This window comes from Caballeronia sp. EK, assembly GCF_014384845.1.
GTDB lineage: Bacteria > Pseudomonadota > Gammaproteobacteria > Burkholderiales > Burkholderiaceae > Caballeronia > Caballeronia jiangsuensis.
Map to the genome: position 1 here is coordinate 583,864 of NZ_JACSUE010000004.1, position 17,263 is coordinate 601,126.

Annotated in this window: 7 protein-coding genes; all 7 read right to left on the reverse strand. The window is 64.0% G+C overall.

All coding sequences use genetic code 11. The features are described from left to right. Positions 1 to 225 precede the first annotated feature (225 nt). Positions 226 to 3,159: a malto-oligosyltrehalose synthase gene (gene treY / locus IAG25_RS14980; protein WP_187605535.1), complete on the reverse strand. Its 2,934-nt coding sequence runs from the start codon at positions 3,157 to 3,159 to the stop codon at positions 226 to 228. Continuing rightward, the gene (gene malQ, locus IAG25_RS14985) at positions 3,156 to 5,372 is read right to left on the reverse strand and encodes a 4-alpha-glucanotransferase (protein WP_187605536.1); all 2,217 of its coding nucleotides are present in this window, start codon (positions 5,370 to 5,372) and stop codon (positions 3,156 to 3,158) included. The genes treY and malQ overlap by 4 nt, the downstream gene beginning before the upstream one ends. Continuing rightward, complete coding sequence (treZ, locus tag IAG25_RS14990) at positions 5,369 to 7,267, reverse strand: malto-oligosyltrehalose trehalohydrolase (protein ID WP_187605537.1); 1,899 nt, start codon at positions 7,265 to 7,267, stop codon at positions 5,369 to 5,371. The genes malQ and treZ overlap by 4 nt, the downstream gene beginning before the upstream one ends. A 37-nt stretch (positions 7,268 to 7,304) precedes the next feature. After that, complete coding sequence (glgX, locus tag IAG25_RS14995) at positions 7,305 to 9,530, reverse strand: glycogen debranching protein GlgX (RefSeq protein ID WP_187605538.1); 2,226 nt, start codon at positions 9,528 to 9,530, stop codon at positions 7,305 to 7,307. 272 nt (positions 9,531 to 9,802) lie between these two features. Next, the gene (locus IAG25_RS15000; protein ID WP_187605539.1) at positions 9,803 to 10,948 is read right to left on the reverse strand and encodes an IS481 family transposase; all 1,146 of its coding nucleotides are present in this window, start codon (positions 10,946 to 10,948) and stop codon (positions 9,803 to 9,805) included. A gap of 676 nt (positions 10,949 to 11,624) precedes the next feature. Then, positions 11,625 to 13,850 carry a 1,4-alpha-glucan branching protein GlgB gene (gene glgB / locus IAG25_RS15005; protein ID WP_187605540.1) on the reverse strand — a complete coding sequence of 742 codons (2,226 nt, stop codon included), beginning with the start codon at positions 13,848 to 13,850 and terminating at the stop codon, positions 11,625 to 11,627. After that, entirely contained in the window at positions 13,837 to 17,223 is a 3,387-nt protein-coding gene (treS, locus tag IAG25_RS15010; protein ID WP_187605633.1) for a maltose alpha-D-glucosyltransferase, read from the reverse strand. The genes glgB and treS overlap by 14 nt, the downstream gene beginning before the upstream one ends. Between the last annotated feature and the right edge of the window lie 40 nt (positions 17,224 to 17,263).

Consider the following 17,263-nt stretch of genomic DNA (forward strand, 5'->3'; position numbering starts at 1 on the left):
GTAAGTCATTCGAGGGCGACACTTAGGCGAGTGCCGCCGGCGGCTGGCAAGCATGGCCAACGTGCGTGTGACCGCGGGCGATGAGAAGCTGCTTTCTTTGGTTACTTTCTTTGCAGCAGCAAAGAAAGTGACCCCCGCCCCGGGGAGGGGCAGTGCTAATAGACCGACACGAACACAGGATTCCACGCGAGAAGAACGCGCGAACGCACGACCCAACCCAACCCCTCAAACCTTCGGCACACCTTCCTCAACGAGCAAAGCCACCGGCATCACCCCCAAAGCATCGCGCAAAAACAACCTCTCACCCTCAGCCTTGGGCGCATTCGGACTCAACCAGTCGAACAACGCACGCGAATGCAGCGCTTCGGGCAGCACGACCGAAGTATCGCCCCAACGCTCCGCCTCAACGATCGGCACGTCACATCCCGCGCCTAACAACGGCGCCGCGAGCCGCGTAGCAATCACGATTGCATACGCGCTCCCCGCATGCCGCGCATACGCAATCACCCGCCCCGCATGCTCGCCCTGCACGTCGAGCGCCACATACTCGCCCTGAGCGAACAACGACTCGCAATGCTTGCGCAAGGCCAAAGCCCGCCTCACGAGCGACAGCTTCACACGCCCGTCGCGCCAGTTCGCCAACTGCTCCGAAGGCGGTCCTTTCTCTTCGACTTCAGCGAGCCACTGCCGACGCAATTCATAATCGACAGGCCTGCGATTATCCGGGTCCACGAGACTAAAGTCCCACAACTCCGTGCCTTGATAAAGATCCGGCACACCAGGCGATGTCAGTCGCAAAAGCGTCTGCTGGAAACTGTTGATCGCACCAAGCGGTCCGATGCGCGCGACGAACGCCGGCAACTCCTGCAGGAAGCCATTGCGCCGCTGCGGCGCGACGATATCGAACAGAAAATCCTTGCACGCATTCTCATAAGCTTCGTCGGGCGCAAACCAGCTCGTACGCAACTTCGCCTCGCGCAGCGACTTCAGTTGCCATCCCGCGACACGCTCCGCGAGCGCGTGAACGCCTGCCTCGTCGTCGGGTTCGAGCGTCATCGGCCAGCAGCCGACGAGCGTCTGATACAGCATCGCCTCCGCAGCCGGTCCCGGCGCCCAGTCATTGACATCGCTCGTCTCGCCGTGTCCGCCGCTCGGGCCGCGTCGCAGCGGCGTGTTCAAAGTGGACCATTGCCGGAGCGTCGCGGCCCATTCATCGGGAATCTCGCTCAATGCCGCGATGCGTGCGCGCACATCCTCGCCGCGCTTGTGATCGTGCGTCGCCGTGCAGAGCATCGCGTGCGGAAACGCATCGAAGCGTTCGCGATTGCCCGCGTGAAACGCATCGACGGACAGCGCGAACTCGCCCGGATCCGCGCCGACTTCATTGCGCGAAATAAGGCGTCCGTAGCGATAACACGCCGTATCCTCGACGGCCTTCGCCGCCACCGGCGATGTGAGTTGCGAGAACAGCGTCTGCGCGGCGCGCCGCTGCGAGCCGCTCGATGACGGCGGCGTCTGAGTCGCCGGCGCCTGATTGCGATCGCGCTCGCGATTGCGCTCCGCGGCGCGATCCCGTCCACGCTCGGGACGTTCGTTGCGCTCCGGTTGCGGCGGCAATTCATCGGGCAGCTTGCCGCCGAGCCATTGCGCGACCTGATCGAGCACGACATGATCCGCACGCGCAAGCACGGCGCGCGCGGCTTCGAGCGCCTTCGAGAAGAAGTGTTCGTCCTCGGGGCTGCGCACGCCGCTCACGGGATAGATGCGATACACCGGAAACTGCACGACGAGTTCCGCGACCGCGCGCCTGATCGACGTGAACGTGAAATCCCGCGTGGTATGCGCATCCCGCGCGATTCGATGCAAAGCGCGCGTCACGCGGTCCAGTTCGGCCGACAGATTCTCCGCGAGTATCTTGCGGCGCGCGGCGAGCGCTTCGTCGGCGAAAGACGCGCTTTTGCCCGTGATCTCGGCCCACAGTGCGGCGAGCGGCTGCGCGCCCGCCGGATCGTGCAGCAGCGCGCCGACATCATTCATGAAGTCGTAGCCGGTCGTTCCATCGACCTGCCACTCGCGGCGCAACGGTTCGCCGCGCGCGAGTATCTTCTCGACGACGAAATACGTGTGCCCATTGCCGTGCCGCAACGCCTCGGGACGCTCTTGCGACAGCTCTTCCAGCCGCGTTCGCAGGCGCTGGCAATACTCGCGCGGCTCGGCGAGCCCATCGACGTGATCGACTCGCACGCCATCGATCAGACCTTCGGTGAAGAGCCTGAAGACGAGCGCATGCGATGCCTCGAACACCTCGGGCCGCTCGACGCGCACGCCGCCCAGCGTGCTCACGTCGAAGAAGCGCCGCCAGTTCACTTCGTCGGCGGCGGTGCGCCACCATGCGAGCCGGTAATGCTGGCGCTCCAGCAGCCGATGCAGCCGGTCGCGGCCCGCGGGCGTGTCGGGCGCGTGCGCGGCGAGGATTGCTTCGATCGCGGCACGGCCGCCTTCGGTCTGCGCGATGGTGACGAGCGCGGTGCGCGCATCGGCGGCGCGCGGTTGATCGGTCGGCTGCGTCGTCAGGCCGACGAAGCGTTGCGCAAGCTCCGGCGCTTCCTGAAACACGGCGGGGTAATCGACCGGGCAAACCGGAAACACGTTCGAGTAGTACTCGATGACGAAACGCCCTTCGTCCGCGCGATACGCGAGCCGGATCTTGCCGTTCTGCAACTCGTCGCCATAGGCGCCGCCGAGAAACGGCGCGAGCACCTTGCCGCGCAACGCGGGATCGGGCGAATGCCAGTCGACGTCGAAGAATCGCGCGTGCGCGGCGTGCCGGCCCCATTCGAGAATGTCCTGCCACCACGCGTTTTCCGATCCGCCCACGCCCATATGATTCGGCACGATATCGACGATGAGGCCCATCTCGTGCGCGCGCAGCTTCTCGACGAAGCGCCGCAAACCGTCTTCGCCGCCCAGTTCGGGATTGACCGACGTGTAGTCCACGACGTCGTAGCCGTGCGTGGAGCCGGCGGTCGCGGTCGTGATCGGCGACACGTAGGCGTGACTCACGCCGAGCCGCGCGAAGTAGTCCACTTGCGCGGCGGCATCGTCGAAAGTGAAGCCCTTGTGAAGCTGAAGCCTGAGCGTGGAACGCGGTACGGTCATGGTGATTCGGGTTTCGATGTGTGTTCGTTCGGTTGCACGGAGCGCTTGCGCGCAGTGTCGACGGCGAGCAGGCGGTCCGAAAATGCATCGTCGAGAAACAGCTCGTCGACGGGCAGGGCGAGCCGCCTGCGCCAGTTCGGATGCTCGTCGATCGAGCCCGGCAGGTTCGGCTGCTCCGCCAGCGCGAGCAGGTCTTCGAGCGGATACGTGACGAGCGGCGCGGGCGTCGCGGCGACGAAGGCGAGCGCTTCATCGACGGGCGCATTGCCGATGTCGGGCGCAGCCACGTCGTCCGGTGCGATGCCCGCGTCCTGAAACGCGCGCCACAAATTCTCGCGATCGCCGCCGCGCTCCTCGAGCGCCACTTCGACGGCGTCGCGGCCATCCGCGCGCGCCATCGTCTGGCCGATCTTCGAGCGCCACACGATGTCCTCGCCGCGCCACCATCCGGTGACGGTCGGCAGGTCGTGTGTCGTCGTCGTCGCGGTGGCGCCGCTGTCCCATTCGCGCGGCGGCTTGAAGCCCGGGCCGTCCACTTCGCGTTCGAACCACAGCACGCGAATGCCAAGCAAGCCGTGCTCCTGCAAGCGCTCCGTAAAGCCGGGCGGCACGGTGCCGAGATCCTCGCCGACCACGATCGCGCGATGCCGCCACGATTCCAGCGCGATGAGCCGCAGCATGTCCTCCAGCGGATAGCGCAGATACGCGCCGTCCTTCGCGCTTTCGCCCTCGGGCACGAGCCAGAGCCTGCGCAAGCCGAGAATATGATCGATGCGGATGCCGCCCGCGCGCGCGAACGCACAGCGCAGCATGTCGATGAACGCCGCGAAGCCCTGCGTGCGCATCGCGCGCGGCGAGAAGGTCGTGAGTCCCCACGACTGCCCTGCCTGATTGAAGAGATCGGGCGGCGCGCCGACGGACACGCCCGTGAGCATCTCCTCGCGATACGACCACGCGTGACTGCCCGCGCTGTCGCAACCGACCGCGAGGTCCGCGACGAGGCCCACGGCCATGCCCGCATCGCGTGCGGCGTGCTGCGCGTGCATGAGTCCCTTCGCGGCGAGCCATTGCGTGAAGAGATAGAAATCGACTTCGCGCCGGTTGGCGTTCGCGAATTCCGTCACTTCGGCGCTGCGCGGATCGCGCAAGGCGTCGGGCCAGTTGCGCCAGTGACCTTCGCCGTTCGCAGCGATCTGCGCGGCCTGCAGCGCTTCGAAGCGCGCATGATCTTCGAGCGGGCGGCCGCCTTTATCGACGAAATCGGCGAAGTCCTTCGCGAAGGGCGAATCGCGGTCTTCGGAGAACGTATCGAAGAGCGCGCGCAGGATCGCGAGCCGCGCCTTCGATGCGCGCGGCCAGTCGATCAGCGCAAGTCCTTCGAGTTCGGCGAGCTGTTGCGCCACGCCCGCTTTCTCGATTGCCGCACGCGCGGCGGGCGCGCCGAGTACGGCGGCGGGATCGACATGAGCGATGTTGAGAAAGAGCCGCGACGACGGCGAATAAGGGCTGAACTTGTCCGGCTCGGCGCTGAACATCGCGTGCATCGGGCTGATCGCGACCGCATGTCCGCCGCGCTTCGCGGTCTGCGTCGCGAGCGACGCCAGCGCCGTGAAATCGCCGATGCCGCCATCGCCGTTGCGCCGCAAGCCGTACACCTGCGCCGCGACGCCCCACAGCGGCGGCGCGTGAGTCGAGTTCGCCGCGTCTTCGTCGAGCGTGCGCCACGCATCGTCGATCGTGTAGCAGCGTGCGGGCGCGACCGCGAGCGTCGTGTGATGGTCGTTGATGACGAGCGTGTGATAACCCGGCTCCGCGATCGGCGAGAGCAGCGCGATCTCGCCCTTGGGCGACGTGAAACGCCCGTCGATGACCGCGCCGCTTTCCAGTTCGATGCGATAGCGCGCCCCCGATTTCGCCGCCGACACCGGCAGCGCGATGCCGCGATCCACTTCGGCGGTGATGAGCGGCGGCAGCTTGCGCCCGCTCATCTCGGCATCGACGGCGGCCATGCTCTGTCTGATCTGCGTGGCGTTGCCGCACGGCAGGCCGAGCTTTTCGAGCAGGCTGCGTAGCGTCGTCTCCGGCACGCGCTGCATGATCTTGTGCGCGTCCTTCCATTCGATCTCGAAGCCCGCGCGTTCCGCGAGCGCCTCGATGCTGCTCACGGGGCGCGCGGCCTTCGTGTCGTTCGGGTTGCTGGCGGCGGCGCTCACGAGACCTTCCCTTCGGCCGATGCCGGTTCGAAGCGGCGCGCGTCGTGCGCGATCGCGTATTCGTTCACCTCGCCGGTGAGCCATGCGAGGAACGTGCGGCCGCCGAGTTCGCCGTCACGCGCGCGATCCTGTGCGCGCGCCGGCGTCTCGAAGACGAGCTTGCCCGGCGGCTGCTCCTTCAACGCGATGGCGCTCTCGCCGAGATTCAGCGCGACGCTCAGCGTCTCGCCGTCGCCGAGCTTCCAGCGCGCGACGAGCGCCTTGTCGCCGAGCACATCCGCTCCGAGCGATTTCGCGCCCTTCAGACGCGGCGTGACGAGCTTCGCGCGCACCGTAAGCGCCGAGCGATAGAAGTGCAGCCATTCGAGCCGGTCCGCTTCGTCCTGTTTATCGGACAGCTTCGGCGACGACATCTCGAAGGTCTTCGCGTCGTTCGGATCGGGAATCAGCGCGCGGCGCTTTTCATCGGTGAATGCGGAGAACTTCGCGAACTCCTTGCGGCGGCCTTCGCGCACCGCGTCGGCGAGCTGATCGTGATAGTCGGTGAAGAACAGGAACGGCTGCTTCGATCCGTATTGCTCTTCCATGAAGAGCAGCGGAATCTGCGGCGACAGCAACAAAAGGCCCGTTGCGGCAAAGAGCGATTCGTCGTCGGTCAGCGAGCGCAGGCGATCGCCCATCGCGCGGTTGCCGATCTGATCGTGGTTTTGCAGAAACATCACGAAGCGTGTCGGCGGCAGATGCGCGCTCTTTTCGCCGCGTGGCTTGCCGTCGTGTATCGGCGACGGATCGCCCTGATACGCGAAACCTTCCGTCAGCACGCGCGCGAGCTTTTCGATCGGCTTGTCGCAATACGCGCCGTAGTAGCTCTCGTCTTCGCCGGTCAGCAGCACGTGCAGCGTGTTGTGCGCGTCGTCGTTCCATTGCGCGTCGAAATGCGTTTCGAGCAGATTCGCGGTGTTGTGCTCGTTCTCGAGCACGAGATGCACATGACGGCTCGCCTCGACAGAACTGCGCACGCGTTGCGCGAGCTCGCGCAGCCATTCGTCGTCGTTGATCGCGTGCACCGCATCGAGGCGCAGGCCATCGAAACGGTATTCGTTGAGCCAATACAGGGCATTGTCGAAGAAAAGATCGCGCACTTGCGGGCGCTCGAAATCGATCGCCGGGCCCCACGGCGTGTGCACGCCTTCACGGAAGAAGGTTTTCGCATACGCGTTCAGATAGTTGCCGTCCGGGCCGAAGTGGTTGTAGACCACATCGAGAAAGACCATCAGGCCGAGACCATGCGCCGTATCGACGAGCTTCTTCAAATCTTCGGGACGGCCGTACGCCGAGTCGGGCGCGTAGGGCAGCACGCCGTCGTAGCCCCAGTTGCGCGTGCCGGAGAAATCGTTGAGCGGCATCAGTTCGATGGCCGTCACGCCCAGTTGCGCGAGCTCTGGCAGACGCGCGGTGACGCCCGCGAAACCGCCCATCGCGCCGACATGCAGTTCGTACAGCACGGTTTCTTCCCACGGCCTGCCGTGCCAGTTCGTGTGCGTCCAGCGATATGCGCGCGGATCGACGACTTCGCTCGGGCCGTGCACGTCCTGCGGCTGAAAGCGCGAAGCGGGGTCGGGCACGGCGAGATCCTTGTCCAGCCGATAGCGATACAGCGTGCCCGCGCCGCCGTCGGCTTCTGCTTCGAACCAGCCGTCGCCGGTCGACTGCATGTCGACGAGTTCGGGCGCGCCGCCCGCGCGCTGGATTTCCACTTGCACGGCATCGCGCGATGGCGCCCAGAAACGAAAGCGCGTACGCGGATTCTCGCGCACTGCGCCCGTCAGATGAGCGCCGAAAGGAAGGCAATACGCATGATGATGCTTGTGCGGATCGATCGGACGTTCGGACATGATTTCCTGCCTGTATTGCTGCGATGGACTGCGAGTGTCAGTGGGGCGAATCGGTTTCAGGCTCACGATGCGACGCAATCGTGCCGGGATCGGGCGGCAGCGCCGTCAGAAGGCGCGGACCCTGATGCGCGCCCGCCATCCAGACCGCCTGCCAGTCCGCCTCGCCGGTCGGCTCGGCCAGCATCACCACGATGCTGTGCGGCGCCAGTTCCACTTCGCTGCCGACGAGCGGCCGCGTCACGGAGTCGGGCTCCGCGCTATCAAGGAGCACGTTCCATTCCAAGTGCGGCGCGGGCGGCGTGAATACGAGCGCCTGCGACGATGCATTGAACATGATGAGCAGCACATCGATTTCGCCGTCGATGCCCGGGCCGGCGCGCCGCAGCGTGAGCGCGCGGCCTTCGGGGTCCTGCCATGCTTCGATCGCGAGCGCGTTGCCGCGTTCATCGAACCAGCTCACATCGTAGAGTCCCGGCAGCACTTCGCGGTCGCCGTAAAGGAAGCGCGTTTCGCGCAGCACCGGGTAGTTTTTGCGCAGTGCAATAACTCTTGCGACGAACGCCGTCATCTCGACGCCTTGCGGGCTCTGCGCCGCGTCCCAGTCGAGCCAGGAAATCTCGTTGTCCTGGCAATAGGCGTTGTTGTTGCCCTGCTGGGTGCGGCCGAATTCGTCGCCGGCGAGCAGCATCGGCGTGCCGAGCGAGAGCAATGTCGTCGCGGCCATCGAGCGGGCGAGACGTGCGCGCACTTCGAGGATCGCGGGGTCGTCGGTGGGGCCTTCGATGCCCCAGTTCGCGCTGCAGTTTTCGTTGTGGCCGTCGTTGTTGCCTTCCTGATTCGCTTCGTTGTGCTTGTGCGAATAGGCGGTGACATCGGCGAGCGTGAAACCGTCATGCGACGCGACGAAGTTCACCGACGCCCACGGTTTCCTGAAGCGGCGATTGAAGAGTTCCGCGGAGCCGGTGAGGCGCGCGGCGAGATCGGGGCGCATGCCGGAATCGCCGCGCCAGAAACGTCGCACGCCATCGCGATACTTGTCGTTCCATTCGGCGAATCCCGGCGGATGATTGCCGACCTGATAGCCGTCCGGCCCGATGTCCCACGGCTCGGAGATGAGCTTGCGCGTGGAGAGCACCGGGTCCTGGCGGACTGCGTCGAAGAAGCCCGAGCCCGGATCGAAGCCGTGTCCTTCGCGGCCGAGCGTCACGCCGAGATCGAAACGGAAGCCGTCGATGTTGAACGCGGTGCTCCAGTAGCGCAGCGAATCCATCACCATTTGCAGCACGCGCGGATGCGACAGGTTCAGCGTATTGCCGCAGCCGGTCTCGTTGATGTAATGGCGTTCGTCGCCTGGAATGAGGCGGTAATAGCTTGCGTTGTCGAGGCCGCGCCACGAGACGGTGGGCCCGAGTTCGTTGCCTTCGCACGTGTGGTTGTAGACGACATCGAGAAACACTTCGATGCCCGCCGCGTGCAACTGGCGCACGGCGATGCGCATTTCGTTCAGGCGATGCGTCGAGAGATAAGAAGGCTCGGGCGCGAAGAACGCGGCGGTGTTGTAGCCCCAGTAGTTCTTGAGACTGCGCTCGACGAGAAAGCGATCGTTCAGAAACGCGTGCACCGGCAGGAACTCGACGGCGGTGATGCCGAGCTTCTGCAGGTGCTCGATGAACCACGGCGACGAGAGCGCCGCGAACGTGCCGCGTTCGTGCTGGCGGATGTCGTTGCGCATCATCGATGTGCCGCGCACGTGCGTTTCGTAGACGATGGTTTCGCCCCACGGGGTGTCGGGGCGCACGTCGCGCGACCAGTCGAAGGCGTCGTCGGTGACGATGCACTTGGGCATCGCGGGTGCGGAGTCGCGGCGATCCATCGACATGTCGAGCCGGTTCGAATGCACGCGATAGCCGAAGAGCGCGTCCGACCAGCGCCACGGACCGACGAGCTTTTTGGCGTAGGGGTCGAGCAGCAGCTTGTGCGGATTGAAGCGATGGCCCTGCTGCGGCTGATACGGGCCGTGCGCGCGGAAACCGTAGACGGTGCCGGGATGCGCGCCGGGGAGATAGCCATGCCAGATTTCATCGGTGCACTCGGGCAGATCGAAACGCATCAGTTCCTTGCGGCCGGTGCTGTCGAAGAGACAGACCTCGATGCGGTGCGCGTTCGATGAAAATACCGCGAAGTTGACGCCCAGACCGTCCCAGTTGGCTCCGAGCGGGTAGGGTGCGCCCGGGAGCAACTTGTCGGGGAGTGCATTTGCCATGTGGGCGGTCCTTTGGTTTTTTGCCTTTTTTTGGCGGTTCGGTAAGTTTATGCCTTTGTTTCGGGTGCGGTTTTGGGTTGTTGTGGGGTTATTTGCTGCGGTTGTTTGTCTGTGCGGTAGCGCGCTTTTGGGTTCTGGCTTGTTGTCGTGGAATCCTGATTTCGCGTCGGTTTATTAGCACTGCCCCTCCCCGGGGCGGGGGTTACTTTCTTTGCTGCTGTGTATGGACCGGAGACATAGGTAACAGGTGTGTCAGGACATGGGTAACACATTTAGCTCCTTTTGCCGCGCTCCTTCAAGTTGATGGTATCGATTCGATGATGAGCGAAGTACACGTCGTAGCAGCCGTCGGTTTCGCTACATGCGCGCAACGCGATGGGCAGCTCAGCCAGCGCACTTGAAACCTTGAAGCATTGCGATTTGAAGCGCACCTCGCCGTTGATGCCCACGCGAAGCACCACGTCTGCGTCGCCGTACTCGATCGGCGGCAGACGCTCCGGATACGCTCGCGGGCTGGGTTGATAGCGCGAGATCGGCGTGGCCATGCCCAGCGCCTGATGCGGGCGCTCGTGGTTGTACATCTGGCGCCACGTATCGAAGGCTTGCTGGATACTCTTCAGGCTCTTGAAGTGCCGACCCGCGAGCAGTTCCGCCTTCAGCGTCCGATGAAACCGTTCGTCTTTACCGTTGGTCTGCGGATGCCCGGGCCGGCTGTACGAAGGTCGGATGCCCAGGCGGATCAGCCAGATCGCCAGCGCAGTCAGTTGTCCGGGTCGCGCAGGGCTGCCCCATGGCGGACCGTTGTCCGCATTGATGCGCAGCGGCAACCCGTAACGGCGAAACACCGCGCGCAAGTGCTCACGCACAACCCGCGTGGGCGTGCTGCCACACGCATCGAGCGCCAGATCGAAGCGCGAATGATCGTCAAGCACCGTGAACGGCAAGCAACGTCGTCCACTGTCGAGTTCGATATAGCCCTTGAAATCCATCTGCCACAGATCGTTGGGATGCTCGTGTTCAAAGCGCTGCCATCGCAAGGCCTCGGTGCTGCTCTCAGCGGTGATCAAGCCTTGCCGATGCAGGATGCGCGTCACGGTGCTCGGCGAAGGCGTCTGAGCGCAACCCAGATCGCTCAGGCGCCTGGCAAGCTTGGCCGCCCCCCAGGCGGGATGCGCTTGACGCAGTTCGACCACGCGTGCCTCTACTTCGGCAGCGGTACGCGAGGGGCTATGCACGGGCCGTCGGCCCTGATCGGCCAAAGCGGTGTCGCCTTGCTCGAAGCGCCTGATCCACTTGTACCCCGTCTTCGCGCTGATGCCGTACTGGCGACACAAGGCGCGCCGATTGGCCCCTTCTCGGATGGCGAATTCCACGAATTCAAGTCGCAGTTCCATGATGTCTTTGCTATCCCAGGTCATGATCTACTCCGGACGAACCATTCGTCCGAAGTGTTACCCATGTCCTGGAACAGGTGTTACCCATGTCTCCGGTCCATACACTGCTGCAAAGAAAGTAACCAAAGAAAGCAGCTTCTCACCGCCCGCGGTCACACGCAGTTTGGTCATGCTTGCCAGCCCACGGTGACACTCGCCTAAGTGTCGCCCTCGAAGGACTGACCGGGCTTGGCTCGCGCACGGTCTGACACATCGCACCACAGAACAAATTGGTTCAGCACCAAATGGCTCCGGCCCGCTACGCGGCCGACCGGTCAATTGGGTCGGCGCGTGCTTCTTTGCAAACACCGCCATCTCAATGCACTGCACATGTTCTCCGTTGGTTTCCCTTGCGGACCCAACGGCAGCGCGTAGCGCAGTGCCGAAGCTCTTTTGTGCTGAACCAGCGCGCTATAACTTATAGCGCGTCAGACCGTGCGCGATCCAAGCCCGGTGGGGCCTATGAGAGCCACACTTAGGCGAGTGCCACGGGCGGCTGGCAAGCGTGACCAAACTGCGTGTGACCGCGGGCGGTGAGAAGCTGCTTTCTTTGGTTACTTTCTTTGCAGCAGCAAAGAAAGTAACCCCCGCCCCGGGGAGGGGCAGTGCTAATAGACCGACATGAAATCAGGATTCCACGAAAGCCCCGCGCAAAAAACCCTCAATCCGCTCGCAAAACAATCGTCGCCAACGGCGGCAAGGTCAACGCCGCCGACTGTTCCTTCCCATGACTCGGATAGTCATCCGAATGAATGACCCCGCCGTTCCCGGTATTCGATCCGCCATAAATGGCAGCATCCGAATTGAACACCTCACTCCAACGCCCGCGCCGCGGCAACCCTATCCGATAAGCCAGCCGAGGCACCGGCGTCATATTGCACACGACGACAAGATCACGCCCTTCGGCATCCGTGCGCCGATACGCATACACGCTGTTCGCATTGTCATCGCCGACGATCCACTCGAACCCGCGCGCATCGCTGTCCAGCTTGTGCAACGCAGGCTCGCTCGTATAGAGATGATTCAGATCGCGCACGAGCTTCTGCAAACCGCCATGCAGCGAATCGTCGAGCAGATGCCAATGCGGCGATTCATCGTGATTGAACTCCGCGAACTGCCCGAATTCGCCGCCCATGAACAAAAGCTTCTTGCCCGGATGCGTCCACATGAAGCCGTAATACGCGCGCAGATTGGCGAACTTCTGCCACCGGTCGCCCGGCATCTTGTTGATGAGCGACCCCTTGCCGTGCACCACTTCATCATGCGACAAGGGCAGCACGAAGCGCTCGGAATACGCATACACCATCCCGAACGTATAGAGATGATGGTGATACTGCCGATAAACCGGATCCTCCTGCATGTAATGCAGCGTGTCGTGCATCCAGCCCATGTTCCACTTGAAGTCGAAGCCGAGGCCACCGCTCTCGACATTCGCCGTCACGCCCGGCCATGCCGTCGATTCCTCGGCCACGGTAATCGCGCCCGGAATCTGCCGCACTTCATGATTCAGCCGCTTCAAAAACGCGATCGATTCGAGATTCTCGCGCCCGCCGTAAATATTCGGCACCCACTCGCCCGCCTTGCGCGAATAGTCGCGATACAGCATCGACGCGACCGCATCGACGCGCAATCCATCGATGTGATAACGCTTCAGCCACGCGAGCCCCGACGCAATCAGGAACGCGCTCACCTCGTTGCGGCCGAGGTTGTAGATCATCGTGTTCCAGTCCTGGTGATACCCCTCGCGCGGGTCCGCATGTTCGTAGAGCGGCGTGCCGTCGAACTGCACGAGACCGTGCGCGTCGTTCGGAAAATGCGCCGGCACCCAGTCGATGATCACGCCGAGCCCCGCCTCGTGCGCGCGGTTCACGAACTCCGCGAACTGCTCCGGCGTGCCGAAGCGCGCGGACGGCGCGAACTGCCCGAGCGGCTGATATCCCCACGAGCCGCCGAACGGATGTTCCGCGATCGGCATGAATTCGAGGTGCGTGAAGCCCATGCCCTTCGCATACGGAATCAGGCGCTCGGCAAGCTCGTGCCAGTTCATGCCGCGATTGGCTTCCTCCGGCACGCGCAGCCACGATTCGGCATGCGCCTCGTAAATGGTGATCGGCGATTGCGGCGTCTGCTTGCCGCCGCGCGTACTCATCCAGTCGGCATCGGTCCATGCGTAGTGATCGATCGCATCCGCATCCGCGACCACCGATGCCGTCGACGGCGGCTTCTCGCTCTGCATCGCGCAGGGATCGGCCTTCAGCGGCAGCGTGTGGCCGTCGCGCGTGACGATCTCGTACTTGTAGCGCGTGCCCGCGCCGATGCCCGGAATGAAGAGCTCCCACACGCCCGCGCCGTGACGCAGGCGCATCGGATGACGCCTGCCATCCCATGTGTTGAAGTCGCCGACCACGGACACGCGCCGCGCATTCGGCGCCCATACCGCGAAGCGCGCGCCCGCCACATTGCCGTGCGTGACCGGCCGCGAGCCGAGGCATTCGAGCACCGCATACGGGTCCGCCTGCGAGAGGCGATCGAGCCATTCATCGGACAACACGGGGCCGAACGAATACGTGTCGTGCGTTTCCTGCGGCGTGCCGTGCCAGTCGACCTGCAGGCGATACGCCGTCGGCCGTTCGACGAAGCCCGCGTAGAGACCCGCATCGTGGATGCGCGCGAGCGAGCCGATGTGCTCGCCGTTGCCCGAATCCGTCACGCTCACCGACGACGCTCCCGGCAGGAACACGCGCACGACATGTCCCCGATCGGTTTCATGCAGGCCGAGCATCGAGAACGGGTCGGGATGCCTTGCCTCGACGAGCGCGTCGATGTCGAGCGGATTGAGTCCGTGCGCGGGATTTCTGGAATCCGCCGGATCGCTACGATTGTTCATGGTGGGTTCCATCCGGATTGTCCTTGGTTGCTCCGAATACGGGTCGCGTGCCCGGAGCGGGCGGCTCGCCCGTGTCTCCCAGCAAGCGGCTCGCGAGCGACGCGAGACCCCGCAACGGAAGGCCGATCCAGGTCGGCCGGTTCGCTGCTTCGTAGCGGATTTCGTAGGCGGCCTTTTCGATCAGGAAGAGATCGAGCAACGGTTCGAAAACGTCTTCGGCCGCGATCGTTTCAGGCGACGATGCGATCGCCGCCATGTACTCTCGCAAGAAGCTCTCCTCGGCGAAGGCGCGCAACCGTTCGAACAGCGCGCGCTTGCGATCCGCGGTCTGAGCGGGCGCGTTCTCAGTCGTCGATTGCGCGGCCGCGCTCGCATACGACAGCGAACGCAGCAGTCCCGCGACGTCGCGCAGCGGGCTCGTCTTCCTGCGGCGCTCCTCGAGCGCGCGCGCAGGTTCGCCTTCGAAGTCGATCAGATACGCATCGCCCTGCGCCATCAGCACCTGGCCCAGATGGAAGTCGCCGTGAATGCGGATGCACAGCGCATCGGCGCCGGCCGCGACGAGTTTCTTCACGGCATCGACGAGCAGCGCGCGGCGATCGAGCAGGCTCTGCGCGAGGAAACGGTCGTGCTCGTTGAACTCGCCGAACTTCTGCGCGAGGATATCGAGCGCCGATTCGAGCAGCTTCAGCGTGCCGTCGATCCAGCCCTTCACGTCCTCGGGCGTCGCGCGTTGCGGCGCGAAGGCTTCGTCTTCGGTCGGCGATGCGAGCGCGACATGCAGCTCGCCCAGCCGCTTGCCGATCACGCCCGCGATGTTGCCGTAGCCCGAGAAGCCTTCGGTTTGCGCATCGCGCTCCGCCGTGTGTTCTTCCGATTCCACCACGACCGCGAGTTCATCGACGGTGCGGCGCAGATAGTCGAGCGCGTAGTTCCACGCATCGCCCTGATTGTCGATGAAGCCCTGCAGGATGACGAGCGTATGCGGCACGCCCTGCGGATCGACACGCACCACTTCGCCATAGAGCGGACCGGTGTTCGCATAGCCGAGCTTCGTCAGATAGCGGCTCATCTCCGCTTCGGGATGAATGCCGCCGACAACTCGCCGCACGAGCTTCAGCACGACCTTGTCGCCGATTACGAGCGAGCTGTTGCTCTGCTCGGCCGCGAGCCAGCGGATCTCGGGCAGATCGGTGGGATAGTAGTTGAGCTCGTTGAGGCGCTCGGTCGGAATGAAACGGATCTCGCTCTTTTGCACCGTCGGCACGACCGCGCGTTCCTTCAGCTTGCGCATCACGCCATAGGTGAATTGCGGCACCGAGAACGCATCGGTCAGATGCCCGATGTTGCGGTTGCGGCGCACCCGCGCCAGCGCGAGCTGCATATAGAGCGGCGATGTCGTCTCCGTGCCCCACGCGATGGAAAGCGGCAGCACGTAGCGCTCGCAATGATCGCCGACATCGGCTTCGATCTCGGTGAACGCGAAGCCCGCGCCTTCGATCGTCGTCAGCGCGGCGAGGCGCACGCCATGCAGCTTCTGATCCTTCGACGCGAACCAGCGGCGCTTGCTCAGGTAGTTCGGCAGCACTTCGGATTCGAGCAGGCGCACGTTTTCGGGCGTCGGACCGGTCTGTCCCGCGCGGATCACCATCGTCACGAATTCGGGCAACTGCTCTGACGGCGCCTGCGCCCACGCCGGACGCAGGTTGCCCGGGCAAAGCTGGAACCACAGGAAGCCGTAGGGCGGGAACGTCAGCAGATACGTGAGCTTGCCGATGGCCGGGAACGGCGAATCGGCGGTCATTTCGAGCGGCACCGAGCCATCGAACTCCGACAGGTCGAGCTCCACCGCCTGCGGCGCGCGCGAAAGATTCGCGACGCACAGAATCGGCGGCTCGCCTTCGAGCTCGCGCAGATACGCGAGGATCTTGCGATTCGCGGGCCGCAGGAAGCGGATCGTGCCGCGTCCGAACGCGTGCTTCGAGCGGCGCACCGCGAGCATCTTGCGCGTCCAGTTCAGCAGCGAATGCGGATCGCGGCTCTGCGATTCGACATTCACCGCGTCGTAGCCGTAGAGCGAGCCCATCACCGGCGGCAACACGAGCTGTTCGGGATCGGCGCGCGAAAAACCGCCATTGCGATCGGACGACCATTGCATCGGCGTGCGCACGCCGTCGCGGTCGCCCAGGTGAATGTTGTCGCCCATGCCGAGCTCGTCGCCGTAATAGATGACGGGCGTGCCGGGCATCGACAGCAGCAGCGAATTGATCAGTTCGATGCGGCGGCGATCGCGTTCCATGAGCGGCGCGAGACGCCTTCGAATGCCGAGGTTAAGGCGGGCGCGGCGATCGCTCGCATACGTGTTCCACAGATAGTCGCGCTCGGAGTCCGTGACCATTTCGAGCGTGAGCTCGTCGTGGTTGCGCAGGAAAATCGCCCATTGATTCGTCGTGCCGAGATCGGGCGTCTGACGCATGATGTCGGTGATCGGAAAGCGGTCCTCGCTCGCGATCGACATGTAGATGCGCGGCATCAGCGGGAAGTGGAACGCCATGTGGCATTCGTCCTCGTCGCCGAAATATTCCTTCACGTCTTCCGGCCACTGGTTCGCTTCCGCGAGCAGCATGCGGTTCGGATACTCCGCATCGATGGTCGCGCGAATCTTCTTCAGGATGTCGTGCGTTTCGGGCAGGTTCTCGTTGTTCGTGCCTTCGCGCTCGACGAGATAGGGCACCGCATCCAGCCGCAGCCCGTCGATGCCCATGTCGAGCCAGAAGCGCATCACGGAGAGCACTTCCTTCAGGACCGCGGGATTGTCGAAGTTCAGGTCGGGCTGGTGCGCATAGAAGCGATGCCAGTAGTACTGGCCCGCGACCGGATCGTGCGTCCAGTTCGACGGCTCCGAGTCGATGAAGATGATGCGCGTCTCTTCATACTTCTTGTCCGTATCGGACCACACGTAGTAGTTGCGATGATTCGAGCCCGGCTTCGCATGCCGCGCGCGCTGAAACCACGGATGCTGGTCCGACGTGTGATTGATGACGAGCTCGGTGATCACGCGGATGCCGCGCGCGTGCGCTTCCTGGATGAAGCGCTTGACGTCCGCGATCGTGCCGTAGTCCGGATGCACGTTGCGGTAGTCCGCGATGTCGTAGCCGTCGTCGCGCCGTGGCGACGGATAGAACGGCAGCAGCCAGATCGTATCGACGCCCAGTTCCGCGATGTAGTCGAGCTTCGCGAGCAGGCCGGGGAAATCGCCGATGCCGTCGTTGTTCGCATCGAAGAAAGACTTGATGTGAACCTGATAGATGATCGCGTCCTTGTACCAGAGCGGATCGTCGCTGAGAATCGAGGCCTTCTTGTTGCGCTTCACCCTTGTATCCACGGTTTCGCTCCAATGTCCTTATGGGCTG